Origin of the sequence: Pseudomonas sp. OV546 (assembly GCF_900116845.1) — a bacterium.
GTDB lineage: Bacteria > Pseudomonadota > Gammaproteobacteria > Pseudomonadales > Pseudomonadaceae > Aquipseudomonas > Aquipseudomonas petroselini.
Genome location: NZ_FPCE01000002.1, coordinates 322010 through 348632, shown reverse-complemented (window position 1 = coordinate 348632; position 26623 = coordinate 322010). Strand labels below are relative to the sequence as shown.

At 61.0% G+C, this 26623-nt stretch carries 24 protein-coding genes, 1 pseudogene and 1 riboswitch; of the genes and pseudogenes, 11 read left to right on the top strand and 14 right to left on the bottom strand.

Going from position 1 to position 26623, the window contains the following annotated elements; all coding sequences use genetic code 11:
• Window positions 1–104: 104 nt before the first annotated feature.
• A complete protein-coding gene (locus BM403_RS06765; RefSeq protein WP_173390377.1) occupies window positions 105–1268 on the bottom strand; it encodes a 1-acyl-sn-glycerol-3-phosphate acyltransferase in 1164 nt (387 codons plus the stop codon).
• Between the two features lie 133 nt (window positions 1269–1401).
• Here BM403_RS06765 and BM403_RS06760 point away from each other — a divergent pair, with 133 nt between their 5' ends.
• Genes BM403_RS06760 through BM403_RS06750 form a run of 3 tightly spaced genes read left to right on the top strand, consistent with a single transcriptional unit; the run spans window position 1402 to window position 2513 of the window.
• Complete coding sequence (locus tag BM403_RS06760) at window positions 1402–1584, top strand: CPXCG motif-containing cysteine-rich protein (protein WP_012722266.1); 183 nt, start codon at window positions 1402–1404, stop codon at window positions 1582–1584.
• Between the two features lie 11 nt (window positions 1585–1595).
• On the top strand, window positions 1596–1856 hold the full coding sequence (locus BM403_RS06755) for a putative signal transducing protein (protein WP_003171843.1): 261 nt from the start codon (window positions 1596–1598) through the stop codon (window positions 1854–1856).
• 36 nt (window positions 1857–1892) lie between these two features.
• Window positions 1893–2513, top strand: a complete 621-nt coding sequence (locus tag BM403_RS06750) for an SOS response-associated peptidase (RefSeq protein ID WP_012722267.1) — start codon at window positions 1893–1895, stop codon at window positions 2511–2513.
• A 78-nt stretch (window positions 2514–2591) separates the two neighbouring features.
• Here the strand turns inward: BM403_RS06750 and BM403_RS32460 are convergent, their stop codons facing one another.
• Window positions 2592–3335, bottom strand: a complete 744-nt coding sequence (locus tag BM403_RS32460) for a methyl-accepting chemotaxis protein (RefSeq protein ID WP_371914008.1) — start codon at window positions 3333–3335, stop codon at window positions 2592–2594.
• Between the two features lie 114 nt (window positions 3336–3449).
• Window positions 3450–3650 (bottom strand): annotated as a pseudogene (locus BM403_RS32455) (HAMP domain-containing protein); the annotation flags it as partial.
• Between the two features lie 1322 nt (window positions 3651–4972).
• Here BM403_RS32455 and BM403_RS06740 point away from each other — a divergent pair.
• Window positions 4973–5791 (top strand): M48 family metallopeptidase, encoded by an 819-nt coding sequence (locus BM403_RS06740; protein WP_043204803.1) that lies wholly within the window; start codon window positions 4973–4975, stop codon window positions 5789–5791.
• Window positions 5792–5885: 94 nt separating this feature from the next.
• Here the strand turns inward: BM403_RS06740 and BM403_RS06735 are convergent, their stop codons facing one another.
• The 3 genes from BM403_RS06735 to BM403_RS06725 form a co-directional block, all read right to left on the bottom strand.
• Entirely contained in the window at window positions 5886–6470 is a 585-nt protein-coding gene (locus tag BM403_RS06735; RefSeq protein ID WP_012722270.1) for a TMEM165/GDT1 family protein, read from the bottom strand.
• A gap of 89 nt (window positions 6471–6559) precedes the next feature.
• Window positions 6560–6679: riboswitch (yybP-ykoY riboswitch) on the bottom strand.
• 51 nt (window positions 6680–6730) lie between these two features.
• On the bottom strand, window positions 6731–7729 hold the full coding sequence (locus BM403_RS06730) for a class I SAM-dependent methyltransferase (RefSeq protein ID WP_093542172.1): 999 nt from the start codon (window positions 7727–7729) through the stop codon (window positions 6731–6733).
• 30 nt (window positions 7730–7759) lie between these two features.
• Window positions 7760–8725 carry a 2-hydroxyacid dehydrogenase gene (locus BM403_RS06725; protein WP_093542170.1) on the bottom strand — a complete coding sequence of 322 codons (966 nt, stop codon included), beginning with the start codon at window positions 8723–8725 and terminating at the stop codon, window positions 7760–7762.
• A gap of 85 nt (window positions 8726–8810) precedes the next feature.
• Between BM403_RS06725 and BM403_RS06720 the strand changes: the two genes are divergently transcribed.
• The 5 genes from BM403_RS06720 to BM403_RS06700 all read left to right on the top strand — a co-directional run bounded on the left by BM403_RS06720 (window position 8811) and on the right by BM403_RS06700 (window position 17733).
• Window positions 8811–9443 (top strand): LysE family translocator, encoded by a 633-nt coding sequence (locus BM403_RS06720; RefSeq protein WP_010213066.1) that lies wholly within the window; start codon window positions 8811–8813, stop codon window positions 9441–9443.
• Window positions 9444–9574: 131 nt separating this feature from the next.
• A complete protein-coding gene (locus BM403_RS06715) occupies window positions 9575–11257 on the top strand; it encodes a fatty acid--CoA ligase (protein ID WP_012722274.1) in 1683 nt (560 codons plus the stop codon).
• Window positions 11258–11587: 330 nt separating this feature from the next.
• Entirely contained in the window at window positions 11588–13447 is a 1860-nt protein-coding gene (locus BM403_RS06710; protein WP_012722275.1) for a DUF1302 domain-containing protein, read from the top strand.
• Window positions 13448–13475: 28 nt separating this feature from the next.
• Entirely contained in the window at window positions 13476–14840 is a 1365-nt protein-coding gene (locus BM403_RS06705; protein WP_012722276.1) for a DUF1329 domain-containing protein, read from the top strand.
• Window positions 14841–15003: 163 nt separating this feature from the next.
• A complete protein-coding gene (locus BM403_RS06700; RefSeq protein WP_093542168.1) occupies window positions 15004–17733 on the top strand; it encodes a winged helix-turn-helix domain-containing protein in 2730 nt (909 codons plus the stop codon).
• A 12-nt stretch (window positions 17734–17745) separates the two neighbouring features.
• On the opposite strand, the gene BM403_RS06695 is transcribed toward BM403_RS06700, so the two are convergent.
• Genes BM403_RS06695 through BM403_RS06680 form a run of 4 tightly spaced genes read right to left on the bottom strand, consistent with a single transcriptional unit; the run spans window position 17746 to window position 21191 of the window.
• On the bottom strand, window positions 17746–18306 hold the full coding sequence (locus tag BM403_RS06695; protein WP_093542166.1) for a PqiC family protein: 561 nt from the start codon (window positions 18304–18306) through the stop codon (window positions 17746–17748).
• A gap of 17 nt (window positions 18307–18323) precedes the next feature.
• Window positions 18324–19979 (bottom strand): PqiB family protein, encoded by a 1656-nt coding sequence (locus BM403_RS06690; protein ID WP_093542164.1) that lies wholly within the window; start codon window positions 19977–19979, stop codon window positions 18324–18326.
• Window positions 19960–20604, bottom strand: a complete 645-nt coding sequence (locus tag BM403_RS06685; protein ID WP_046034335.1) for a paraquat-inducible protein A — start codon at window positions 20602–20604, stop codon at window positions 19960–19962. The genes BM403_RS06690 and BM403_RS06685 overlap by 20 nt, the downstream gene beginning before the upstream one ends.
• Window positions 20601–21191 (bottom strand): paraquat-inducible protein A, encoded by a 591-nt coding sequence (locus tag BM403_RS06680; protein ID WP_093542162.1) that lies wholly within the window; start codon window positions 21189–21191, stop codon window positions 20601–20603. The genes BM403_RS06685 and BM403_RS06680 overlap by 4 nt, the downstream gene beginning before the upstream one ends.
• A gap of 162 nt (window positions 21192–21353) precedes the next feature.
• Here BM403_RS06680 and BM403_RS06675 point away from each other — a divergent pair, with 162 nt between their 5' ends.
• Together BM403_RS06675 and BM403_RS06670 are read left to right on the top strand one after the other, a co-directional pair.
• Window positions 21354–21998 (top strand): MBL fold metallo-hydrolase, encoded by a 645-nt coding sequence (locus BM403_RS06675; RefSeq protein WP_093542160.1) that lies wholly within the window; start codon window positions 21354–21356, stop codon window positions 21996–21998.
• 198 nt (window positions 21999–22196) lie between these two features.
• Entirely contained in the window at window positions 22197–22970 is a 774-nt protein-coding gene (locus BM403_RS06670) for a YiaD family glycine zipper/OmpA-like lipoprotein (protein WP_012722283.1), read from the top strand.
• 61 nt (window positions 22971–23031) lie between these two features.
• On the opposite strand, the gene BM403_RS06665 is transcribed toward BM403_RS06670, so the two are convergent.
• The 4 genes from BM403_RS06665 to BM403_RS06650 form a co-directional block, all read right to left on the bottom strand.
• Window positions 23032–23613 carry a BON domain-containing protein gene (locus BM403_RS06665; RefSeq protein WP_012722284.1) on the bottom strand — a complete coding sequence of 194 codons (582 nt, stop codon included), beginning with the start codon at window positions 23611–23613 and terminating at the stop codon, window positions 23032–23034.
• Entirely contained in the window at window positions 23610–24203 is a 594-nt protein-coding gene (locus BM403_RS06660; protein ID WP_007904374.1) for a phosphoheptose isomerase, read from the bottom strand. The genes BM403_RS06665 and BM403_RS06660 overlap by 4 nt, the downstream gene beginning before the upstream one ends.
• Before the next feature lie 92 nt (window positions 24204–24295).
• A complete protein-coding gene (locus BM403_RS06655) occupies window positions 24296–24667 on the bottom strand; it encodes a YraN family protein (RefSeq protein ID WP_093542158.1) in 372 nt (123 codons plus the stop codon).
• Window positions 24667–26478, bottom strand: coding sequence for a penicillin-binding protein activator (locus BM403_RS06650; RefSeq protein WP_012722287.1), 1812 nt, complete (start codon window positions 26476–26478; stop codon window positions 24667–24669). Before BM403_RS06650 ends, BM403_RS06655 begins: the two co-directional genes overlap by 1 nt.
• Between the last annotated feature and the right edge of the window lie 145 nt (window positions 26479–26623).

Genomic DNA, 26623 nt, shown 5'->3' with positions numbered 1-26623 from the left:
AATGTGGGAGGGGGCTTGCCCCCGATAGCGGTATGCCAGTCAATCAGATGTCGACTGACACTCCGTGATCGGGGCAAGCCCCCTCCCACATTTGGATCGGTGTTTTACAGCGGAATGCCCGCTTTGACCCGATACTGATTACGCACCGGGGTTGCATATTGCACCACCAGGAACGGCCGGTGCTCGGCCGGGCATTCGTTCAGGCGGCGCTCCCATTCAGCCTTGGCCTTGGCCAGTTCGTCCGCAGGGAACACTTCGGCCGCCGTCGGCACCTGCAATTGCGGGTCGGCGTCGCTCCACTGCTGGTACGCCAGGTAGTGCACCGGGAACAGCCTGTAACCGCCCAAAATCTGCCGGTCCATTTCCACCGCCAGCAGCTTGGTGTCTTCGAAGCGTTCGGTAATCGGCGGTGCGAAGTTGATATGCACCCGGCCCTTGTAGCCCGTGATGCCAAGGGCGATGCTCACGTCATCCTCACCCGGTGCCTTGCAGTAGGTACCCGTCGTGGCGCGGATATACAGCTCGCGAGCCTTGGCGGTATCGCAAGGGTCGTACTCGTAGCTGATCGATACCGGCGTCAGGTTCAACGACTGGATCACCTCGGCAAACGGCTCGTCCTTGCGGCTGACGTGGAACATCTTGAGGATCGCCGACTCGGTGCGATCATCCCCATCCTTGGCGCGCCCTTCGGCCTGGGCGATCCAGATCGACTGGCAGTCGTTGCGGATCGAGTGGTTGATGTAGGCCGACAGCAGGTTGTAGGCCGCCATCTTCTCCTTTCGCCCGGTGATCGAGCGGTGCACGATAAAGCTCTTGTTCAGGCGCATCAGGTCGCTGACAAACGGCTTTTGCAGCAGGTTGTCGCCGATGGCGATGCGGGGCGTCGGCAGGCCGGCGTGGTATACGGCATAGTTGACGAAGGCCGGGTCCATTACGATATCGCGGTGGTTGGCCAGGAATACGTAGGCGGTGCCAGACTTGAGTTGCTCTACACCGGTATAAGTGACGCCGTCGGTCGCTCGATCAATGGTGTGATCGACGTAATACTCGACTTTGTCCTGCAGCGTGGCCACGGTGGTGACACCGGCGAATTCACGGCGCAGCTTGCGGGCGATCATTGGCTTGAGCAGCCAGCCCAGGGCGCCGGCAAAACGCGGGAAGCGAAAGTGGGTCAGGATGTCCAGAAAGGCCTTGTCACTGAACAGCCGGTCCAGTACTGCCGGGACTTCGCTGTCGTTGTAAGGTCGGATGGTATCGAATTGGCCCATCATGCTCTCTTGTTAGAAACGGCTAGGGTAAGTAAAGGAAATACCAGGGCGCGGCCTGAGTAATGGGCTCAGCCGAACGATAACCCTGTAAATAGACCGGCGATTATACGCACAAGTCACCTTGGAGGCTGCGATGCTGGAAAGCGCGACGTACGATTGTCCTTATTGTGGTGAAGTGGTCGAGACAACGGTGGATTTGTCGGGTGGTGACCAGACCTATATAGAAGACTGCCAGGTGTGTTGCCGACCGATTATTTTCGATCTGCAGGTCCATGGTGAAGAATGGATGCTTGAAACCCGCAGCGAGAACGAATAACGGGGACGCCCATGCAGCGAATCTACGAACCGGAAAACCTGATGGAAGGCGAGCTGCTGCAACAGATGCTCGCCAGCGAGGGCATCGAGGCGCACCTGGTGGGTCGCCATTTGCTGGGCGGCACTGGCGAATTGCCGATCTTCGGCCTATTGGGGCTGGAGGTGGACAACGACCGGGCCGTTGACGCCCGCGAGCTGATCACTGCCTACATTGGCGCGCAACCCTTGCCCGGCGACGAACCGGACAGCTTCCCCGACGTGCTGGTCTGTTAGGCTGTCGGTCGGTTTACCCAAGAGTCGTGTTGCCCCATGTGTGGACGTTATGCCCTGTTTCGCTGGAACCCTGCTTTTGCTGCCTTGCCGGGCTTCCCGGCCGACCAGCAGGCCCAGTGGAACATCTCCCCGAATGATTCGGTGCTGATCCAGCGCGCCACCGACGGCCAGCGCACCCTGGCGCGAGCCCGCTGGGGGCTTACACCGCCCTGGCTGACCGACCTGTCCCGCACGCCTGCGCATGCGCGAGCCGAAACCTTGGCCGAACAACCGATGTTCCGCGAAGCGTTCCGCCAGCGTCGCTGCCTGCTGCCCGCCAACGGTTTCTACGAATGGCGCGGTACCCAGCGCAAACGCCCGTACTGGTTGACGCCGGGGGAGGGCTCCACGCTGTTTTTCGCCGCGATCTGGGAAGCTTACCCCGTGCAGGAGCAGGTGTGGCTGAGCACGGCGGTGGTGACCCAGGCCGCACAGGCTCAGCGCCGGCCGTTAATCCTGGATGCAGCAGGGCAGGAAGCCTGGCTTGATCCCGAGACGCCGTTGCCTGTGTTGCAAGGCTTGTTGGCCAGTGAGCCGACCGCGTTGCGCGAGCGGGTTTTGGCCAACATGGTCAATGATCCGAAGCTCAATGGGCCGGAGTGCCTGACGCCGGCGTGAGTCAGTAAGTGTTGGGTTAGGTTGACTGGCCCCTTCGCGGGCTTGCTCGCGAAGGCGGCCTGAAGCCACCGAAAATCCCTAGACTTTGAACTGATTGATCAGCCGCCGTTGCTGCTCCGCCAATTTGGTCAGGTCCGCACTGGCCGCGCTGGACTCATCCGCGCCGCCCGCCACTTCATTGGCCACCTGGCCAATATTGATCACGTTGCGGTTGATATCCTCGGCCACAGCGCTCTGCTCCTCGGCCGCGCTGGCGATCTGGGTGTTCATGTCGTTGATCACCGACACGGCCTGGCTGATGGTTTCCAGTGCTTCGGCCGCCTTGGCCGCGTGCTGCACGCTTTCATCGGTACGGCTCTGGCTGTCTTCCATCACCCGCACCACATCCCGCGTGCCTTGTTGCAACTGCTGGATCATGGCCTGGATTTCTTCGGTGGCCTTCTGGGTTTTCTGCGCCAGGTTGCGCACTTCGTCGGCGACCACGGCAAAGCCACGCCCTTGCTCGCCGGCACGCGCCGCCTCGATGGCTGCGTTGAGGGCCAACAGGTTGGTCTGCTCAGCGATCCCGCGAATGGCTGTGAGGATGGCGTTGATGTTCTCGCTGTCCTTGGCCAGGGTTTGCACCACGCCCACCGCCTTGCCGATTTCCTCGGCCAGTGCGCCGATGGACGTCGACGTGTCGCGCACAATGCGCATGCCCTGGCTCGCGGCCTGGTCGGCATGGCTGGCGGCTTGCGCGGCCTGGGTGGCGTTACGCGCAACGTCTTGCGCCGTGGCGGTCATCTCATGCACCGCAGTCGCGACCTGATCGATTTCCACCATCTGTTTATGCACGCCCTGATTGGTGCGGATCGCGATGTCGGCGGTGTGCTCCGACGAGTCGCTGACCTTCTGCACTGAGCTGACCACTTGGGTGATCATGCCCTGTAGTTTGATCAGGAAGGTGTTGAAGCCGTTGGCAATAGCACCCAGCTCATCGGCGCGATCACTGGTCAGGCGCCGCGTCAGGTCGCCTTCGCCCTGGGCGATGTCATTGAGCATGGCCACCATTTGCTTGAGTGGGCGTGCGATGCCGTGGCCGACCAGCCAGATCACCAACAGGCCGATGCCGGCAATCAACAGGCCTGCAATGGCCATACCGACGATGTCGGCCTTGCGTTGTGCGTCCAAGTCGCTTTGCAGTGTGTGCAAGTCTGCCATCACCGCGTTCAGCGGCAGTTGCATCATCAAGGTCCAGCGCGCATCGGTCTGGCCAATATTGAAGGGCAGGAACAGCTCGATATGCCCGTGTTCCCTGTCGATGTCGTAACGCACTTCGCCGGCTTTCAGTTGGGCGAGGTTGGCCTGTTCGTTGGTGTCGAGCAGGTCGCTGGATTTTTCGCCAAGCTTGCTGGCGTCCTTGGTGTAGGCCACCAGGCGGCCGTTGCTGGAGATCAGCGCCAATTCACCGGCCCCGTTGTAGAGGTTTTGATCGGCGCTGGTGAGCATGTCCTGGATGAAGTTCACCGAGAGGTCCGCCCCGACAATGCCCTGGAAGGTGCCATCGATCATGATCGGTTCGATAAACGAGGCCAGCATCACCATCGCGTTGCCGACCTTGTAAGGGGCAGGGTCGATGGCGCAGGCTTTTTTGCTTTCCTTGGAGCACAGGTAGTACTCGCTGGCGCGCACGCCGGTGGAGAGGATTTTCTGGTCGGCCACATCCGCGAGTTTATCCAGGCCCAGGCTGCCATCCGCGTTGCGGTACCACCACGGCAGGAAACGCCCGTCGGTGCCCATGCCCACTATCGGGCTGTCCACGTAGGCGGCGTCGTTGTGTTCGATCGCATTGGGTTCCCAGCCAATGTAGGCGCCGAGGATTTTCGGGTTGCGCACCACGGTTTCGTGCAGCAGGTTGATCAGTTGTTCGCGACCGATCTGCAGGGCCGGTTGGCCCTTGGCGTCTTTCATGCCGAGCAAGGCGTTGGTGGTGGCCAGGGCCTTGGCACTCACCAGCGGCGCTTCCAATTCGCGCTGGATCATGGTGGCCTGGGTTTGCGCCAGGGTCGTAAGGCGCTGCTCGATGATCTGCTCGAATTGAGCCTGGGTGCGCGCCTGCACCCTCTCCTGAGTCCGTGCGCCGGCAAACAAGGCATACAGCACCAGCACCGCGATCACACTGAGGACGATGGCGCCGGCCAGTGCCGCGACAGAAAATTGAATCGACTTGAATTTCATGAACGCTCCGGGCGCAAACGAAGAGGGCTGCCTTTTTGTATCGGCCACGGGCCCAATGGGCATGAGGGGGTGCCCGGTAAAATAGTGGGGTGTGTCGCAAATGGAATGGTCGCTGCCGCTGGCAAACTGTGCGATGTATCCGAAATTCAGCGGTTACACGTCTGGTGTATCTGGCGCCGATACACATGAGCGCCTACGATACGCGCCATGTTTTCAGGCGTCTTTTCAGGGAGAGTGTGTTGATGAAGAAATCAATGGCGATAAGTGGATTGGTTGCAGCGATGTTGCTGGCCGGTTGTCAGTCGGTCAACACCACCAGCGGCGGTGCCGTTGGGGTCGAGCGTAAGCAGTACATGTTCAGCATGCTGTCGAGCCAGGAAGTCGACCAGATGTATGCCCAGTCCTACCAGCAGACACTGGGCGAAGCCAGCAGCAAGGGCCAGTTGGACAAGACCAGCGCCAACGCCAAGCGCGTGCAGGCCATTGCCAAGCGCCTGATCGCCCAGGCGCCGACCTTCCGCCCGGATGCGGCGCAGTGGAAGTGGGAAGTGAACCTGATCAAGAGCGACGAGATGAACGCCAACTGCGGGCCTGGCGGCAAGATCTTCGTGTACAGCGCGTTGATCGATAACCTCAAGCTCACCGATGACGAACTGGCCGCGGTCATGGGCCATGAAATTGCGCATGCCTTGCGTGAGCATGGTCGTGAAGCCATGTCCAAGGCCTACGGGATCGAGATGGCCAAGCAGGGGGCCGGTGCACTCTTTGGCCTTGGCCAGGACAGCCTGGCATTGGCCGATACCGTGGCCAACTACGGCATGACCTTGCCCAACAGCCGCAGCAATGAAAACGAAGCAGACCTGATCGGCCTGGAACTGTCGGCTCGCGCGGGCTACAACCCGAATGCGGCGATCACGCTGTGGAATAAGATGGCCAAGGCTTCGGAAGGCTCGCCGCCTGAGTTCATGAGCACTCACCCGGCGTCCGACAGCCGAATTGCCTCGTTGCAGGCGGCGATTCCGAAAGTGATGCCGCTGTACCAGCAGGCCAAAAAATCCTGATCCACCGATAAGCACATGGCTGGATTTTTGTAGTGAGCGAGCTTGCCTCGCGCGGGGCAAGCCCGCTCACTACAGAACTGTGCTCATGAGCGCCCTAGATCCAGCCGCTGCTCTGCATGGCCTTGTACACCGCCACAATCGCCAGGACGAAAAACGCTGTCGCCGCCAGTCGACGAATCAAGGTCAATGGCAGTTTTTCCGCCGCAAAATTCCCCGCCAATACCACCGGCACGTTGGCAATCAGCATGCCCACGGTGGTGCCGATAATCACCAGCCACAGTTCCGGGTACTGCGCCGCCAGCATGACCGTGGCGATCTGCGTCTTGTCACCGATTTCCGCGAGGAAGAACGCAATCAGCGTGGTCAGGAATGGCCCGAATTTGCGGCTGGTACTGGCTTCGTCATCATCGAGTTTGTCCGGCACCAGGGTCCAGAGTGCCGTGGCGCAGAAGCTCGCCGCCAGGATCCAGTGCAGCACAGCATCCGAGAAGAAACTCCCGAACCAGGCCCCCACGGCACCGGCAGCCGCATGGTTGGCCAGGGTCGCGGCGACGATGCCGGCGATGATCGGCCAGGGCTTGCGGAAGCGAGCGGCAAGGATGAGTGCGAGCAGTTGCGTCTTGTCGCCGATTTCGGCCAAGGCAACGATTGCGGTAGGAACGAGTAATGAATCCAGCATCAGGTAGGTTTCCAGGGGCGGGTCGACACGGCTATGACACGTACAGCCTTCCCGCCCCGGGTAAGGTGTGCGTGTCATAGGTCTTGTCAAACCCCGGTCCGTCTGTGCGGACTCCTGGGTCGCATACGCCATGGTCTGCTGACCAAGTATGTTGACGTATGCCGGACGAGCGTGGCGCTCGTGGGAGACTACTCCCCTAGGACGGAGCGGATTCTGCCTAGGCAAAATCCATTCGGCAAGTGTTCTTTTTCAAACGCCCGTCAGCCGCGCTTGGCACGGTAGATGCGGAAACCATTGCCTTCGGCCTTCACCGCACACACGCCCAGATGCTCTTCGATCAGCGGCTGGTACTTCAGGAAGCTATTGGCGACCAGGCGCAGTTCGCCGCCTTTTGCCAGATGTTTCGCCGCTTTTCGCAGCAGGTTCTCGGTGGCGAAATAATCGGTATGCACCCCGACATGGAACGGTGGGTTGCTCAAAATTGCGTTCAACCCCATCGGCGCCGCGTCGATGCCATCACCGGTCAGCACCTCGGCTTCCAGGCCATTGGCGGCCAAGGTCAAGCGACTGCTGGCCGCAGCAAACGCATCCACATCCAGCATCGTGACGGTGTTGTGCGGGTAGCGACGTTTTACCGCAGCCCCCAGTACGCCAGCGCCGCAACCAAAGTCGAGCAGATGACCACTCGGCAGTTTGTCCAAATGCGCCAGCAACAGCTCGGTGCCGCGATCCAGGCGACCGTGGCTGAACACGCCCGGCAAGCTCACCACCTTCAGGGGGCCTTCGGCGAGCGGCACCTCGAAGACCTGCGCCAGGCTTTCCAGCTCGACCGCCTGCGGCGCGTTGGCCACGGTGACCTGCCACAGCTGGCAATGCCGCGCGTTGTCGAGCTTGCGCGGTTTGCCGAAGGGAATCATCTGCTTGGCGGCGCTTTCGATACCGGCCTTTTTCTCGCCGACCAGGAACAACTCGGCGCCGGGCAAGCGTGCAGCCACGGCGTTGAGCAGGTAGTCGGTGAGGTCCTTGGACTTGGGCAGGAAGATCACCGCCGCGTCAAAGGCGCGCTCCGGCACGGTCACACCGAAGTGGCTACGCTCGGCGAAGCGTGCGTCGAGTGCCGCCTGGTCGCCGGCATGCCAGCTCCAACCGTGGGCGTTGGGCAGGCGACCCAGCAGGTCGTCGGCAGGCAAACCCACCAATAGCAGGTTGCCTTGAAAAAGTTCGGCCTGACGAAGCAGTACTTCACTGCGCGGATCCATGGTCTGCTCCTTGAAAAGGGGCGCAGTTTATCAACTGACGACGCGCAGCGGGGCGCCGCTGAAAAAGCTCCGGGCGTTTTCCGCCAGTTGGCCGACGATGCGCTGGCGCGCCTCGCGACTGCCCCAGGCGTTGTGCGGTGTCACGATCAGCCGAGGGATATCGCCGGCCAGCAGCGGGTTGCCGTTGATCGGCGGTTCCACGCTCAGCACATCGGTCGCCGCGCCACCCAGGTGGCCGTTGCGCAACGCATCAGCCAGGGCCTGTTCGTTGATCAAACCACCGCGTGCGGTATTGACCACAAACGCACCCGGCTTGAGCAGCGCCAGTTCGCGGGCGCCGATAAAGTCGCGGGTGTGTTCATTGAGCGGGCAGTGCAGGGTGAGGGCGTCGACCTGCGCGAGCAGTTCATCCAACGGCACGCGGTCGGCACGGGCAGGGCGTCCCGGAATCGCACCGAGCACCACGCGCATACCAAAGGCTTGCGCCAGGCGTGCTACGGCGCTGCCCAATTCACCGTGACCGAGCAGGCCGAGGGTTTTGCCTTCCAGCTCGACGATGGGGTGGTCCAGCAGGCAGAACTGCTTGGCTTGCTGCCACTTACCGGCGCTTACATCCCGTTGATAGTCCTTCAAGCGCGTCGCCAGGTTGAGCAGCAGCATGATCGTGTGCTGCGCCACCGACGGCGTGCCGTAGCCCTGGCAGTTGCTCACGGTGATGCCTTGGGCGCGGGCGGCTTCGAGGTCGACGTTATTGGTGCCGGTGGCCGACACCAGAATCAGCTTGAGTTCCGGGCAGGCCGCCAGGGTGTCGTGGTTGAGGGCGATTTTGTTGCTGATGGCTACCTGAACGCCTTGCAGGCGTTCAACCACATTCTGCGGCGTGGTGCCTGTAAACAACTGCAACTCGCTGAAGCTGTTGCGCAGCTCGCTGAGGTCAAGGTCCCCCAGGTCCAGGGACGGATGATCAAGGAAGACGGCGCGGCGATTGTTCGTCATCAACTGTACCTTTTGCGACAGGGTTCGAAGGCGTAATCTGCCGAGCCTATCAGATGAAATAATCAGTTACTTAATGGGAGTGAGCATGTACGCCGCCGAGTTCTTGACCGTAGCCCTGATTCACTTATTGGCGGTGGCCAGCCCCGGCCCGGATTTCGCGGTGGTGGTGCGTGAAAGTGTGACCCACGGCCGCCGCGCCGGCACCTGGACCGCACTGGGCGTGGGCTCGGCGATATTCCTGCACGTGGGGTACTCGCTGCTCGGTATCGGCTTGATCGTGTCCCAGTCCATCGTGCTGTTCAACGCGCTCAAGTGGGCGGCGGCGGCCTACCTGCTGTACATCGGTTTCAAGGCCCTGCGCGCACAGCCGGCCAAGCCGGCCGCCGAGGGCGAGTTGCACCGCGAGGCGGGCGAGCGCACCCCGCGTGGGGCGTTCACTGCCGGCTTCGTGACCAACGGCTTGAACCCCAAAGCCACGCTGTTCTTCCTGTCGTTGTTTACCGTGGTGATCAACCCGCACACACCGCTGGCGATCCAGGCCGGTTACGGCGTGTACCTGGCGGTAGCGACGGCGCTGTGGTTCTGCCTGGTGGCGATGCTGTTCAGCCAGCAGCGCGTACGCGCCGGGTTTGCGCGGATGGGGCATTGGTTTGATCGGACCATGGGCGCGGTGTTGATCGCCATCGGGGTAAAGCTGGCCTTCACCAGCATGAAATAGGCTGGATGCTGGCGCAAAGCTAGCATTCATTGGGGTCTGCAAATCATTCCTTTGGGTGATTTGGTTGAAACATAAGGTCTCTAAAGTGCAGGTCTTCAAGCCAAGACCGTGCAGTCATAAAAGGGATTCGTATGTTGCAGACCCGTGTTATCCCGCCCGCCGAAGGTGCGTACCAATACCCGCTGTTGATCAAACGCCTGTTGATGTCCGGCACCCGTTACGAGAAGACCCGGGAAATCGTCTACCGCGACAAGCTGCGCTACACCTACCCGACGTTGATCGAGCGGGTCGCGCGCCTGGCGAATGTGTTGACCGACGCCGGCGTCAAGGCCGGTGACACCGTGGCGGTGATGGATTGGGACAGCCATCGCTACCTGGAATGCATGTTCGCCATCCCGATGATCGGCGCGGTGATCCACACCATCAACGTGCGCCTGTCGCCGGAACAGATCCTGTACACCATGAACCACGCCGAGGACCGCTTCGTGCTGGTCAACAGCGAGTTCGTGGGCCTCTACCAGGCCATCGCCGGTCAGCTCACCACCGTCGACAAGACCCTGCTGCTCACCGACGGCGAGACCAAGACCGCCGAGTTGCCCAACTTGGTGGGCGAGTACGAAACCCTGCTGGCCGCCGCGAGCCCGACATACGACTTCCAGGACTTCGACGAGCATTCCGTCGCCACCACTTTCTACACCACCGGCACCACCGGTAACCCCAAGGGTGTGTATTTCACCCATCGCCAACTGGTGCTGCACACCATCGGCGTGGCGACCATCATGGGCAGCGTCGACAGTGTGCGCCTGCTCGGCACCAACGACGTGTACATGCCCATTACACCGATGTTCCACGTGCACGCCTGGGGCCTGCCTTACGTGGCGACCATGCTTGGCCTGAAACAGGTCTATCCCGGCCGCTACGATCCGGAATACCTGGTGGAGCTGTGGCGCAAGGAAAAGGTCACCTTCTCCCATTGCGTGCCGACCATCCTGCAAATGGTGCTCAATGCCAAGGCCGCCCAGGGCGTGGATTTTGGCGGCTGGAAAATCGTCATCGGCGGCAGCGCGCTCAACCGTTCGCTGTATGAAGCGTCCAAGGCGCGTGGCATCCAATTGACCGCTGCGTACGGCATGTCCGAGACCGGGCCGCTGGTGTCCTGCGCCCACCTCAACGACGAGTTGATGGCCGGCAGCGAAGATGAACGCATTACCTACCGCATCAAGGCCGGCGTGCCGGGGCCGTTGGTGGAGGCGGCGATCATCGACGGCGACGGCAATTTCCTGCCTGCCGACGGTGAGTCCCAGGGTGAATTGGTGTTGCGTGCGCCGTGGCTCAGCGAAGGTTATTTCAACGAGCCGCAAAAGGGCGCCGAGCTGTGGGCCGGCGGCTGGATGCACACCGGCGATGTGGCCACGCTGGATGCCTTTGGCGTAATCGACATCCGCGACCGCATTAAAGACGTGATCAAGACTGGCGGCGAGTGGATCTCGTCCCTGGCCCTCGAAGACCTGGTCAGCCGCCACCCGGCGGTACGCGAAGTAGCGGTGGTGGGCATCGCCGACCCGCAGTGGGGCGAGCGCCCGTTTGCCCTGCTGGTGGTGCGTGATGGCCATGTGATAGGGGCCCGCGAGCTCAAGGAACACCTCAAGCCGTTCGTCGAACTGGGCCACTTGAGCAAGTGGGCAATTCCGAGCCAGATCGCCGTTGTTACGGAAATTCCCAAGACCAGCGTCGGCAAGCTCGACAAAAAACGTATCCGAGTTGACATCATTGAGTGGCAGGCCAACAACAGCACGTTCCTGTCGACGCTCTAATGCCCGCGCCGTGCCCATTCGGGCACGGCACTGCTCTATCTCGCGCCTTCACTTGTGATTTGCCAATTTTCAGCCATCCTTGCCGCGTCGGCCTTCGCCGACATGGCGAAAGGGTCGTGGCAGACGGGTTGGTGATGCAAATCACACTTTAGAGGGATCAAGCACTACCCCCTGCTGGCTATAGTCCCTTCCAGAGTTTTTCACGGATGTTCCGCTTCGGGCCATGGGGGCTCGGCTGCCGAGCGGCATTGGAATCGTTGTATTCCGGCCGTTACAAGCATCACAGAACGAACTCACTGCCATAACAATAATGCACATGGAGTAGCGTCGATGACCTCAGTAAACCAGTTCTGGCGCCGGGCAAAACTGCCCCTGGCCGTCAGTCTCGCCTCTACGCTCGCCGGGCCCGCATTCGGCGTCAGTTTCAATATCGGTGAAATCGAAGGGAGTTTTGACTCGTCTCTTTCCGTGGGGGCGAGCTGGTCGACGGCCAAAGCCAACCGCGACCTGATAGGCGTCAACAACGGGGGCAGGGGCTTGTCCCAGACCTCCGATGACGGCCATTTGAACTTCAAGCGGGGTGAGACCTTCTCGAAGATCTTCAAAGGCATTCATGACCTGGAGCTGAAGTACGGCGACACCGGCGTGTTTGTGCGTGGCAAGTACTGGTATGACTTTGAGTTGAAAGACGAAAGCCGTCTGTTCAAGGACATCAGCGACAACAACCGTAAAGAGGGGGCAAAGTCCTCGGGCGGGCAAATTCTCGATGCGTTCGTCTACCACAACTATGCGATCGCCGATCAGCCGGGTTCGGTGCGGTTGGGCAAGCAGGTTGTAAGTTGGGGGGAGAGTACTTTCATCGGCGGCGGCATCAACTCCATCAACCCGATCGATGTGTCCGCGTTCCGTCGTCCGGGGGCTGAGGTCAAGGAAGGCTTGATTCCGGTCAACATGTTCTATGTGTCGCAGACACTGACCGATAACCTGTCGGCGGAAGCGTTCTATCAGTTGGAATGGGACCAGACGGTTACGGACAACTGCGGGACATTCTTCTCTCAGCCGGACGTCATCTCTGATGGTTGCGACAACAACCTACGGGTCTTGAACAAGCGCTCTCGCATCTCGCCTCTTGCGTATCCCACGCTCAATGCTTTGGGTGTTGATGTGAACGAAGAGGGTGTGCTCGTGCGCCGTGGCCCCGACCGTGATGCCCGGGACAGCGGCCAGTTTGGCGTAGCCATGCACTACAACTTCGAGCCGTTGGACACCGAGTTCGGCGCTTACTTCATGAACTATCACAGCCGTGCGCCGATTTTCAGTGCCCAGGGTGCGCCAGCATCAGCTTACAACCGTCCACTGGGTGGGCTGGCGGCGTTACGCCCGGTGATTGTGGCGGGTAGCTCCAACTACTTCGTCGAATACCCGGAAGACATTCGTCTTTACGGCTTGAGCTTTTCCACCACGCTGCCTACCGGTACTGCATGGAGCGGGGAGTTGAGCTACCGGCCGAATGCACCGGTGCAACTGAGCACCACCGACATACTCTATGCGGGCGTCACGCCTATTATCGGCTTTGGCAACGCTTCGGTGCTCAAAGGCTCGCCTGGTCAAGACCTGCATGGTTACAACCGCAAGGAAATCACGCAGTTCCAGACCACATTCACGCACTTCTTTGATCAAGTGATGGGCGCCAGCCGCTTGACCACGGTGGGTGAGATTGGGGTGACTCATGTGGGCGGCCTGGAGAGCAAATCAGAGGCCCGTTATGGCCGCGACCCGGTATTTGGTCCAGGTACTTTGCCCGGTGGTTTCTGCAATACGCTTAATAATTCCACCGCCGTGGGTGCTGGCCTGGCTAATGCCAATGGGCTGAATACCAACTGCAATAACGATGGCTTTACTACGGCCACTTCTTGGGGCTACCGCGCTCGTGCGATATGGGAGTATCCGGACGTCTTCGCTGGCGTAAACCTTAAGCCAAACGTGGCGTGGTCCCATGACGTCAAGGGTTACTCCCCAGGTCCTGGCGCTAACTTCGAAGAAGGTCGCAAGGCGGTCAGCCTGGGCCTGGATGCCGAGTATCAGAACACCTATACCGCCAGCCTGGCCTACACCAACTTCTTTGGTGGCAAGTTCAGTACGGTGGATGACCGCGACTTCGTCGCTTTGAGCTTCGGCGCCAACTTCTAAGCACACTGCATTTCAGGAAGACCAGAACATGAAAATAACCAAAAGTCTGTTGCACGTGGGTGTGCTTGGGCTGTCGATCCTGGCGAGCAACGTCATGGCCGCAGTCTCGGCGGATGAAGCGGCCAAGTTGGGCACGAGCCTGACGCCGATGGGCGCCGAGATGGCCGGTAACGCTGCAGGCACCATTCCTAAATGGTCGCCGCTGCCTACCAACGCCGGCGCCGTCGACGCCCGTGGGTTCCTGGCCAACCCCTACGCCAGTGAGCAACCGCAATTCACCATCACTGCGGCGAACGTCGAGCAATACAAAGACAAGCTGGCACCGGGGCAGTACGCGATGTTCAAGCGTTACCCGGAAACCTTCAAGATGCCGGTCTACCCGACCCATCGCGGCGCCACCGTGCCGGCTGATGTGTTCGCCGCGATCAAGAAGAACGCCACCACCACCAACCTGGTGTCCGGCGGCAACGGCCTGGAAAACTTCGAAACCGCCGTGCCGTTTCCGATTCCCAAAAGCGGCGTTGAAGTCATCTGGAACCACATCACCCGTTATCGCGGCGGCAGCGTGACCCGTCTGGTAACCCAGGCTACGCCACAAACCAACGGTTCCTACAGCCTGGTGTACTTCCGCGACCAGTTTGTGTTCCGCGACAAGATGAAAGACTTCGACCCGAAAAACCCGGGTAACGTGCTGTTCTACTTCAAGCAGCAAGTGACCGCGCCGGCCCGTCTGGCCGGTGGTGTGCTGCTGGTGCACGAAACCCTGGACCAGGTGAAGGAGCCGCGTTCGGCCTGGGTCTACAACGCCGGCCAGCGCCGTGTTCGCCGGGCGCCGCAAGTGTCCTATGACGGCCCAGGTACCGCCGCCGATGGTCTGCGCACGTCCGACAACCTCGACATGTACAACGGTGCACCGGATCGCTACGACTGGAAGCTCGAAGGCAAGAAAGAAATCTACATCGCCTCCAACAGCTACAAGATCGATGATCCGAAGCTCAAGTACGCCGACATCATCAAGGCCGGCCACATCAACCAGGACCTGGCTCGCTACGAGCTGCGCCGCGTCTGGCACGTGGTCGCGACCTTGAAGGAAGGCCAGCGCCATATCTATGCCAAACGTGATTTCTTCATCGACGAAGACACCTGGCAAGCGGCGGTCATCGACCACTACGACGGCCGTGGCCAGCTGTGGCGCGTCGCCGAAGCCCACGCCGAGAACTACTACGACAAGCAAGTGCCGTGGTACGCCCTGGAAACCCTCTACGACCTGCAGTCCGGCCGCTACCTTGCACTGGGCATGAAGAACGAAGAGAAACAGGCGTATGACTTCGGCTTCACCGCCACCACCAGCGACTTCACGCCAGCGGCCTTGCGCCAGGATGGTGTTCGCTAAGCTGAGTTAGCTCGCAAATGTGGGAGGGGGCTTGCCCCCTCCCACATTTTTTGTCGCAGTTCTTTTTCAGGCAAATGTTGCAAAGATCTACAAACCTGCCGCTTTTACCGCTAGTCTGCGGACATCTGCAATGCCGACAACAGCCTTCTACAAGAGCCCGGCGATGACTGATCTGTCCCGAATCCAAGGGCCTGCCAGCGCGGTAATTCCCACCCTGGAAGGTCGTTTCTACAGGCCACCCCTGCCTGACGGCTACGTGCTGCGACCGCGCCTGTGCGAGCGCCTGAGTGCCGGGCTGGAAGGGCGGCTGTTGCTGGTCAGCGCGCCGGCGGGGTTCGGCAAGAGTTCGTTGGCGGTGGAGTTCTGCCAGAGTCTGCCGCCCCATTGGCAGAGTTTGTGGCTGGGCCTGAGCCCGCGTGACAACGACCCCGGCCGTTTCCTCGAACGCCTGCTCGACGGTTTGCAGCAATTCTTCCCGCAACTCGGCGCCCAATCCCTGGGCCTGCTGAAAATGCGCCAGCGTCACCAACCCTTTGCTTTCGAAGAATGGCTGGATGGCCTGCTCGATGAGCTGACGGTGCACCTGTCTACCCGCGCGCCGCTGTTGCTGGTGCTGGATGACTATCACCTGGCCCAAGGGCCGGTGCTCGATCGCTGCCTGCAATTTTTCCTCAACCATTTGCCCGATGGCCTGGTGGTGCTGGTCACCAGCCGCCAGCGCCCGGACTGGCATCTGGCGCGGCTGCGGTTGTCGCGCCACCTGCTCGAGCTGCACGAACAAGACCTGCGCCTGACGCACGGCGAATCCCTGGCCGTGCTGGATCGCCACAGTAGTTCCTTGCGCGGCGAAGCCCTCGACAACCTGATCCGCCGCAGTGAAGGCTGGGTCGCCGGTTTGCGCTTCTGGTTGCTGGCCGCCTCTGAAGCCGGCAGTGATGGTGCCCTGCCCCAGAGCCTGCACGGGGGGGAAGGGCTGATCCGCGATTACCTGCTGGAAGAAGTGATCGACTGCCTGCCGGCCGACGTGCAGGCGTTTTTGTACGACACTGCCCCTCAGGATCGTTTTTGCAGCGCGCTCTGCGACGCCGTGCGCGAAGCTCATGACAGCGCCGAAATCCTGCGTTACCTGCAAGCCCACCAAGTGTTCCTGGTACCGCTCGACGAGCAGGGCCATTGGTACCGTTACCACCATTTGTTTTCCGACCTGCTGCGCACCCGACGCGCCAGCAGCAACGTGCTGCCAGCGGCCAGCCTGCACCTGCGTGCGTGCCGATGGTTCAATGCCCAGGGCTTGATCGATGAAGCGGTGGAGCAGGCGTTGCGCGCCGGTCACCTGGATGTGGCCGCCAACCTGGTGCAGAACCTGTCCGAAGAGCAACTGTTAGCCGAGCAGAATGTGGGCATGCTGCTGCGCTGGAAAATGGACTTGCCCGACAGCCTGCTGATCAGCACGCCGCGCTTGATCGTGCTCTACAGCTGGGCTTTGGGCCTGGCCTGTCAGTTGGATGCGGCGGAGGAGCTGTCCAGCTACCTCAGCCGCTTCCTGCCGGCACCGTCGGCCACCGCGCAGAAATCGATGCTGGCTCAATGGCTGGCGCTGAGCGGGATCATCGCGCGGGGCCGGGGCGATCGCGAGCTGACCCAGCGCTATTGCAGCGAAGCGTTGGAAAGCCTGCCGCAACGGCGTTACGGCCAGCGGCTGATGTGCCTGTCGACCCTCTCCAACCTGGCCATTGTCGATGCCGACCTGTGGCGTGCCCGTGGCTTGAATCGCGAATCCCTGGAGCTGGCGCAGCGCGTCGGCAACCCGTTGTTCGAGGCCCTGGCCCATTACGACCGTGCGCGCGTGTTGCAGGCGCGCGGCGAAATCCTGCGCTCCCTGGATGAAGTGCGCCAGGGCCTGCAACGCCTGCAGGGCCTGGCGCCTCAACGGTTGTACGCGGTGCGCGCGCGTCTATCGCTCTATGAAGGTTTTTTGCTGCTGGTGCGGCTCCAGCCCGAAGCCGGGCTCGCCCGCTTGCGCGCCGGCCTCGCCGAAGCCCGCGCTTGTCGCGACATCAGCGTGTTGATCGGCCATTGTGTGATCGCCAGTTTCGAAGGCCGCCGTGGCGACTTCGCCCGTGCCTTTGCCGAGCTCGCCGAGGCGGAGCGGCTGATGCATATCTGGGACGTGCCACCGATCTACTACCTGGCGATGATCACCCTGATCAAATGCGAGCTCTGGCTGGCCCAGGGCCGCACCGACCTGGCCGACGCCTGGCTGACCCGCCTGGGGCAAACCTACAACGGTGAGCAGGCTGCCGCCGCGCCAGAGTTTCATCCACACCTGCCGCAACATATCGGGTTGCAGCAGGCGGCCCTGGATGCCATTCGCCATCAACCCGTGGCGGCGCTGCTCCGGCTTGAAGAGTTGGCACAACAGGCCCACAACAGCGGGCGCCAGATGATCGCCCTGATGGCGCTGACGCAGCAGGCCCAGTTGCTCTTGGAAAGTGGCCAGGAAGCCAAGGCGCGCTCGGTTCTGGTCCAGGCCCTTGAGGCCGGCGCCGGGGGCGCGCTGCAACCTTTCCAGCGCTTGTTGGAAGGGCACCCTGGCTGGATGCGCGAGCAATTGGGCAAGGATGCGCAGGGTCTGCTGAACCAGAGTTTGCTGGTGCTTCTGCCGACGGTGGTGACACCCGAGGTAGCGCCGGCTCACGAAACCTTGAGCGCGCGTGAGTTGGCAGTGCTGAAACTGATTGCCCAAGGCTGCTCGAACCAGGAAATCAGTAACCAGCTGTTCATCTCACTGCACACCGTTAAGACCCACGCCAGCCACATCAACAGCAAGTTGGGGGTGGAGCGGCGGACCCAGGCGGTGGCCCGTGCCAAGGCAATGGGCCTGCTGGCGTAGACCCTCCGAAGTCTATGGCGCGCTTGGGCACTGGTTGGACGACCTGTCGACTGCCTGGCGAATCTGCGCCGCGAAGCGTTTGAGATTGTTCTGGTGGGCGAGCACCAAGTCGTCAATGCTCGCGCCGGCCGGCGACTGCAAGGTGGTGCGGCAGGTCAGCGGCGCGCGATCACTGTCGCTGGCCGGCCGCAGACGCCATTTGACGTCGAGCAGTGCGTACTGGCCGGGCACGGAGTCAAAGCGCTGCACCTCAAGGCGTAGCAACATCGATTGCCGAGGATTGCTGTTGGCCAATTGATCCACCAGCGCGCTCCTCAACTCATCCACCAGGCTGGCAGCCCACCACTGTGTATCCAGGATCGCGACGCCGCTGTTGCCTTGGCGAACCACAATCTGGGGGCGGTCGACTTGTGGCGGCACACTGATACTTTCGATTTTTATCCCCCCCGCGTCGGTCCCGGTGCTGTTGCTCCACTGCGCCGGGGTCAGGGTATGAAAAGTAATCGGTGTACTGCTGCATGCCCCCAGCGCGAGCAATGCGCTGAGCAGGGTGACTTTCAACGTTAACGTCATGGCGCTTGCTCCACGGTTCATTTGCGCGGCGGTCCTTGCAGGTCCAACGGGGCGGCGTTATCGGGGCGGCCGCGAATCAGTGATTCCGGGTGTCGGCCCAGGTAGTCCGACAGCTCGCGCAAGGAACGCGACATGCGACCCAGCTCATCCAGGGTCTGGGTCAGTTGCTCGCGTTGCGGTGAGTCTTCGGCCAGGGTCGAGCTGGCCGATTGCAACGTCTTGCTCACGTCAGCCAGGGTGTTCTGGACGCTTGGCAAGGTCTTGGCGTTGAACTGGGTCAGTCCTTTGCGCAGTTCCACGAGGTTGCTGTCGAGGTTGCCGGCGATACGTTCGATCGGCAGCTGGTTGATCTTGTTGACGATGTTTTCGAGTTTTTCCTGCAACTGTTCCAGGTTGCCAGGAATCGTGGGAATGCTGACCGGACGCGCCTTGGGATCAAACGCCACCTTCTCGGCTTTCGGGTAGAAGTCCAGAGCGATGTACAACTGGCCGGTCAGCAAATTGCCGCTGCGCGCCTGGGCCCTCAGGCCGTTTTCGATAAACGAGCCGATCAGGCGTACACCGGCGGCTTCATCATTGGGGTCATGGTTCATCGTCTTGAGCAACTTGGTATGGGCCTGACCGAGCAATTGCGGGTAGATCACGATGCCGACGTTGAGCGGAAAGCTGCGCTTCTTCGCGTCGAAATCCAGGTTGATTGACACCACCTTGCCAAACTCGACGCCGAGGAATTCCACCGGTGCGCCGACCTTGAGCCCGCGCAGCGCCTGGTCGAAGCGCAGGCTCATGTATTGCCCCTGGCCATTGGGCGGGGCGAGGGCGGCGAGCTGATCGTCGAACAGTTCAAACGTGCGCTCTTCACTGGCCGGCTTGTCGTTGGGGCTGTAAGGCGGTGCCAGGAAAGCGATACCGCCGACCAGCATGGACGACAGCGATTCGGTTTTCAGCGCGAAGCCATTGGCGCCCACACTCAGGTCGATGCCGCTGGCGTTCCAGAACCGCGTGTTTTCGGTGACGTAGACATCGTTGGGCGCGTGCACGAATACCTCGATATCGACGCCCTTGCCTTCGGCATCCAGCTTGTACGCCACGACCTGGCCGACCTCGATTTTGCGGTAATACACCGGCGAGCCGATATCCAGCGAACCCAGGTTCTGCGTGTGCAGGGTGAAGCGCTTGCCCGGTTCGCCGTAAGTGATGGGCGGCGGGTTTTCCAGGCCGGTAAACTGTTTGGCGCGGGTCTCGGACTGACCAATGTCGGCGCCGATGTAGTCGCCAGAGAGCAGGGTGTCGATGCCGGACACGCCGCCGGCGCCGATGCGCGGGCGTACCACCCAGAACTGCGAGTCGGCGCGGGTAAAGCTGTCGGCCTGCTTGGCCAGCTTCACGGTGGCGTTGACGCTTTTCTGGTCGTCACTCAAGGCCACTTCGGTCACTTGGCCGATCACCACGTTGCGGTATTTGACTTCGGTTTTATTCGCGGTCAGGCCACTGCCGGTCTTGAAGTTAAGGATGATGGTCGGGCCTTGCTGGAGCACTCTGTGAACCACCAGCGAAATCCCCACCAACACCGCAACGATCGGTACGATCCAAACCAGCGAAACGCTGAAACGCCGAGTCTTGACGGCCGGCGAGCCTGGGGATTGCGGGGTGTCAGGGGTGGGTGACGTCATCCGAGGTATCCTTGGTGTGTGGGGTTTCCCAGATCAGCCTCGGGTCGAAGCTCATGGCGGCCAGCATGGTAAACACCACCACCAGGCCGAAAAACAGAATGCCCAGGCGTGGCTCGATAGTGCCCAGGGCCTGGAACTTGACCAACGCGGCCACCAGCGCAACCACGATCACGTCGAGCATGGACCAGTAGCCGATCAGTTCGACAAACCGAAACAGCTTCGAGCGCTCTTTGCGCGCCCAGCGGCTGTTGCGCTGCACGGTGACCAGCAGCAGCGTCAACGACACAAACTTGATGCCCGGCACCGCGATGCTGGCGATGAAAATAATCAGTGCAATGTCCCACGCACCATGCTGCCAGAACTCCAGCACGCCGCTCATGATGGTGCTATCTGCGCCTGAACCGAGCATGGTGGTGTTCATCACCGGCAGCAGGTTGGCCGGCACATAAAACGCCAGCGCCGTCAGCATATAGGCCCAGGTACGGGTCAGCGAGTTGACTTTGCGCCGGTGCAGGGGGGCGTCACAGCGCTGGCATTCCGGCGCGCCGGTGCTGATGTCGGCAGACAGGCCACAACTGTGGCACAGGCACAGGTTAAGCTCGCTGGCAGTCGGTGGCGGGTTCATACGGCGTCCCACAGGTCGCGCACGTCACGACCGGCAATACGGATCAGCAACAGGCTGAGCGCCGCCAGGGCAAATAGCCCGGTGCCGGGGATCACATCCAGCATACCGGCCAGCTTGAACACGGCCACCATCGCACCGAGCAGGCACACTTCCAGCATGCTCCAAGGTCTGAGCGCTTCCAGCCAGCGCATGCATAGCTTGAAGGCGGGCGAACGTCTGCCCGAGAGGGCAAAACTCAGCACCCAGGTCAGCAGCAATAGCTGAAACACCGGTGCGATGATGATGGAAATAGCGGCCACCAAGGCGATAAAGGTAATCGGCCCCAGACTCAGCGCAACCACTGAATCCCATAGGGTGGCGCTGTTTTTCAGGCCTTGCAGGCTGATGCTCATCACCGGATAGAAATTGGCGAAAGTCCATAACACGGCGGCGGTCAGGGTCAGGGCGAGACGCTGCTGTACTGACAGGCCGTTGTAACGCTGGAGTACGCCCGCGCAGCGCACGCAATGGGCTTTTTGATGTTTGGCGAGCGTGACTTTTTTGTACACACAGTCGCAGTGTTCGCAGATGATCAGCTGATTCGCCATGGGGCTCGCTCCAGCGCGGCGCGGTTGCGGTCTTGGATTGTTCTTCAATGGCGCTTGGAAAGCTTAGCCTTTGGTACTCGGGACGCCATGCTCCCTTTCGGGTCAGGGGTATCGTCAACCATACTCTGTGCCGAATATGCCATAGAGCCTGCTGGAGCACCGATGAATATTGAACACGCCGCACTCATCCGCGAGACCTTTCCCGTCGGCCCGCTGCAGTGCAATTGCACCATCATCGGCGACCCGATCAGCAAAAAAGCCATCGTGGTCGACCCGGGTGGCAACCATGAGCTGATCCTGGCGCGCCTTGATGCATTGGGCCTCAAGGTCGTGAGCATTATCCACACCCATGCCCATCTCGATCACTTCCTGGCGTCCGGACAGTTGAAAGAGAAGACCGGCGCCACATTGCACTTGCACAAGGAAGATCAATTCCTCTGGGACAATCTGGAAATGCAATGCCAGATGTTTCGCGTTCCCTACACCCCGGTGCCTTCGCCTGATCGCTGGCTGGAAGATGATGAGGAATTGGCCTGCGGCTGCGGTGTGGCGTTGCACACACCGGGGCATACGCCGGGGTCGATGAGTTTCTGGTTTGCCGATGCCAAGCTGCTGATTGCGGGTGACACGCTGTTTCGGCGCGGTATCGGGCGTACAGATTTGTGGGGCGGGGACCAGGCGACCATTTTGCGTTCGATCAAACAACGGTTGTACACGCTGGATGAAGGCGCGACGGTGGTGACCGGCCATGGGCCGGATACCCGCTTGGGTGATGAAATGCGTGAGAACCCTTTTGTGCGGGCGTGAAGGAATAATTGCGGGGGCGGCGCTGTTCTCTGGCCAGGATTGGCAAGCGTTGTAGCAAAAACTCAGGTCGTGTTCAGCGTGGGTCTGCTACGGTTTCTGTAGGCACGGAATTTTTACCGTTTGTCGCGTTCAAAACTCGGCACAGGTCCATTGCCAATGTCCTCTGCACCTCAGAATGCAAAAGTAGGAGCTCCCTTCATGTTCACTTCGCGTCGTCTGCTTGTTGTTGCTACGGTCGTAGCCCTGTTGTCTGGCTGCGCATCACCTAACCCTTATGACGGCAGCAGCCAGGGACAGGCGAGTAATGAATCCGGCGGTATGAGCAAGACTGCCAAGTACGGTGGCCTGGGTGCCCTGGCCGGTGCATTGGCCGGTGCCGCCATCGACCATAACAACCGTGGCAAAGGCGCGCTGATCGGCGCGGTCGTTGCAGGTGCCGGTGCCGCAGGCTATGGCTACTATGCCGACCAGCAAGAAAAGAAACTGCGTGAAAGCATGGCCAACACCGGTGTTGAAGTTCAGCGCCAGGGCGACCAAATCAAGCTGATCATGCCCGGCAACATCACCTTCGCCACCAACTCCGACGCGATCTCCAGCAGCTTCTACCAGCCGCTGAATAACTTGGCCAACTCCCTCAAGCAGTTCAACCAGAACACCATCCAGATCGTGGGCTACACCGACAGCACCGGTAGCCGCCAACTGAACATGGACCTGTCCCAGCGCCGTGCGCAGAGCGTGGCTAACTACCTGACCTCCCAAGGCGTCAACGGTGCGAACTTGAGCGCTCGCGGTGCTGGCCCGGATAACCCGATTGCCAGCAACGCTGACGTCAACGGCCGTGCCCAGAACCGTCGCGTGGAAGTGAACCTCGGCCCGATCCCAGGCCAGCAGTACGGCCAGCCAGGTGCCCAGCAACAGGCGCCACAGCAGAACAACCAGTTCCAGGGCAACCCGTACTCGCAGTACCAGTAAACATTCGTTAATAAAAAAGGGCGCCTGTGTAAGGCGCCCTTTTTTGTGGCTGTCGGTTACATCAATCGATGTACTCGAAGACCTTGACGATTTTCTGTACGCCCGACACGCCCTGCACCAGGTTGGCGGCGCGAGTGGCTTCAGCCTGGGTCAGCAGGCCCATCAGGTAAACGATACCGTTGTCGGTCACGACCTTGATGCGCGAACCGGGAATCGCGTTATCGGTGAGCATCTGCGCCTTGATCTTGGTAGTCAGCAGGGCATCGTTGCTGATGGCCAGCAGGGTGATCGGGTCCATCACCTGCAGTTCGTTATGAACCTTCTTGACCCGCTGCACGGCCGCGGCGGCTTGTTCGGCCTGGGCCTTGAGGTCGGCACGCGGTGTCTGGCCGGCCAGCAGTACCACGCCGTTGAAGCTGGTGACGACGATGCGTGAAGCACCGTTGCCCAGGTCTGGAGCGGCTTTGGCGACGTTGACTTCGACCTTGGTTTCGATCAGCGAGTCATCGATCTTGCTGCCGAAGGTACGGGTGCCCTTGTCATCCTGAATAGGGGTGTCACGTGTTGCAGTGATGGCCGTGCTGCAGCCGCTGATAGCGAGGCACAGGGTGATGGCCAAAAGGCTGAGGCGGTTAACGGTCATTCTTCACTCCCAAACAGTTGGCTGTCGATCAGATCGCACAGGCAATGGATCGCCAGCAGGTGGACTTCCTGGATACGTGCGGTGACATTGGCCGGAACGCGAATCTCCACGTCTTCGGGCAACAGCAGCGAGGCCATGCCTCCACCATCGCGTCCGGTCAATGCTACGACAATCATTTCGCGATCATGTGCGGCCTGGATCGCTTGAATAATATTCGCCGAGTTGCCGCTGGTGGAAATCGCCAGCAGCACGTCACCTGGTTGGCCCAGGGCGCGGATCTGCTTGGAGAAGATTTCGTTGTAGCTGTAATCGTTGGCGATCGATGTGATCGTCGACGAGTCGGTGGTCAAGGCGATGGCCGGCAGGCTCGGACGCTCACGCTCGAAGCGGTTGAGCAGCTCGGACGAGAAATGCTGGGCATCGCCGGCCGAACCGCCGTTGCCGCACGAAAGCATTTTGCCCTCGTTGAGCAGCGCGTTGACCATGACCTGACTGGCTTGCTCGATGTGCGGTGCAAGTACGTCCATCGCCTGTTGCTTGGTGTCGATGCTGGCCTGGAAAAGCTGGCGAATTCGGGATTGCATGTCCATCTGTGTGACCTTAAGTAGCGCGGCTGTTTGGCACAGGAATGTGCAGCCCGCAAAGCAAAGAGCAAAAGTGTTGGGTGAAGATGTCCGGTGAATCAGCTGTCGAAGGCATCTTTGAGCCAGTTCAGATCAGCCTGACCAGACGGTGTGCTTTCTAGGGCAACCACATCGAAACGGCAGGGGGCGTCGGCCCAGCGATGCTCTTTTTGCAGGAAGAACTGCGCGGCGAGTATCAGCTTCTGACGCTTGCGCCCGTCAATACTGGCGAGCGCGCCACCCCATTGTGCGTGTTTTCTGTAGCGGACTTCGACGAATACTACTGTATCGCCGTCAAGCATGACCAGATCAAGCTCGCCACGTTTACATAACCAGTTCTGCGCCAGTAGGCGCAGACCCTTGTGTTGCAGGTATTTCAGCGCTTGAAGTTCGGCATCCTTGCCGCTTTGTGCGCTGGACCTCTCAGGCATCAGCGAGGGGTGTCCGGCAGGCGCTGGATCTCGCCGCCGACGAATTTCGCCCAAGGCATCTGGCGATCAACGCGTTGGTTGGCGCTGATGCCCAGGTTGCCCGACAGGCCGTCAACGCGGGTATCCGGCAACGCTTTGAGTTGCCCCAGGCGTGGCGCCAGGCGGTAGGCATCGACGCCCATCGCGTACAGACGGCCAAGGCTGCCGTTGGCCTGCGGCCATTGTGCGGCAACCTGGTTGCGCAGCGGGTCGGTAGTGTTGAGCAGCCAAGGGGTTTCGCAGAACATCACGTTGGTCATGTCCAGGTACTGGTTCTTGTCGCCGCTGGCACTGAATACGTGGGACGTGGCGTACACCGGCACATCGCCGGCGTATTGGAAGTTCAGGGTCGGCTTGATCTGCTGGGCCAATTGCGGGGTCACGGCCAGGAAGATGAACTCGATGTCCTGGCGACGCGACGGCTGCGCGGCTACGTCGGTGCCGACGGTGCTTTGCAGGCTCTTGGCACGGCCTTCGCTTTTGCGCAGTTGGAACAGGTCGGCGATCTGCTGGGCCAGTGCCACTGGCTGATCAACGTACTCAACCCCCATGACCGTGCCACCGTTGGCTTCCCAATCCTGACGGAAGGCCTTGTAGACACGCTCACCCCATTCGCCACGCGGCACCATGGCCGCAGCACGATGCAGGCCGTCGGCCCGGGCACGGCGCGAGACTTCGCGGGCTTCGTCTTCCGCGGCCAGGCCGAACTGGAACAACTGCGCAGGGCTGCGATCCGTCTCGCTGTAGTTCAGTGCCAAGGTGGTGATTGGCAATTGCGGGCGTGCGCTGAGTTGTTTGACCAGCGGCTTCTCCAGCGGGCCGACCACCAACTGTACGCCGGCGGCCTGGGCCTTGGCGTAGAACTCATCGATGGAGGTCAGGCGTGAGCTGTCATAGAACTCGATCACCGGCGGCTTCTGCCCGGCCTGTTCGGCCTGGTAGTGCGCAGCCATGAAACCTTCACGCAGCGCCTTGCCGACGGAGGCCAGCGGGCCATCCTGCGGCAGCAGCAGGGCGATCTTGTTCAGGGGCTGGCTGGCCAGTTCCTTGAGCTTGGTGAGCGGCGTCGGCAGTTGCACGGCAGCCGGGTGGCCCGGGTTCTGCGCGCGCCAGGTGTCGATGGCGGCTTGTTGTTGCTCCAGCGTACCGGCGCCCTTGACCGCCTGGGCCAGGGTGATCCAGCCGTCCAGCACCGGGTTGCCGCTGGCTTGCAGCTGTTCGGCCGGCAGGGCGGCGATCAATGCCCAGATGGCTTCGTGGTTGCTGTTGGCGGCATCGCCTGTGAGCAGCGGGGCCATGGCAACACGCTCGCGGGCTGCGGCCAGGGTCTGGCCATCGGCTTCATAAGCGCGGGCATGCACAGTACCGGTGCGGATCTGCTGTTCAGGCGGCAGGTCCTTCAGGTTTTGCAGGCTCGGGTGGTTCAAGGCGGTCAGCGCGGCCTTGGGCTGGTTGCGCGTCATGGCCAGTTCGGCGGCCAGGGTGCTGGCAAATACTTGCGCGGCTGGCTTGAGGACATCCAGGGGCACCTGCGCAAGTATCTGCGACGAGCGGCCAGGATTGTTCTGTTTGTAGGCCAGGTCGGCTGCGCTCAGGCGCAGCATAGCCGCCTGTTCTGGCGTCTTGGCGGTAGTGGCCTGTTCGAGCAGTTGCTCGATACTGGCGTCCGGGGTCCGTGGAAGGTCGCCAAGGCTGGACGAGGGCGAGCTGGCACACGCGGCCAATAAGGCAGCGAGGCAGAGGGCGGAGAGCAGCCGCAGGCAAGCGATCATGTAAGTGTTCCTGATACCGATCAAATTAGCGTGGAATTGTACCCAAGCACTGGCCCAGGCGCGATGTTACTGGCGTGAAACCGTCGATTTAGGTCGTGCAAATGTTGATATTGGTTACGGAAGGCTGAAAAGGCATCGGCCGTGA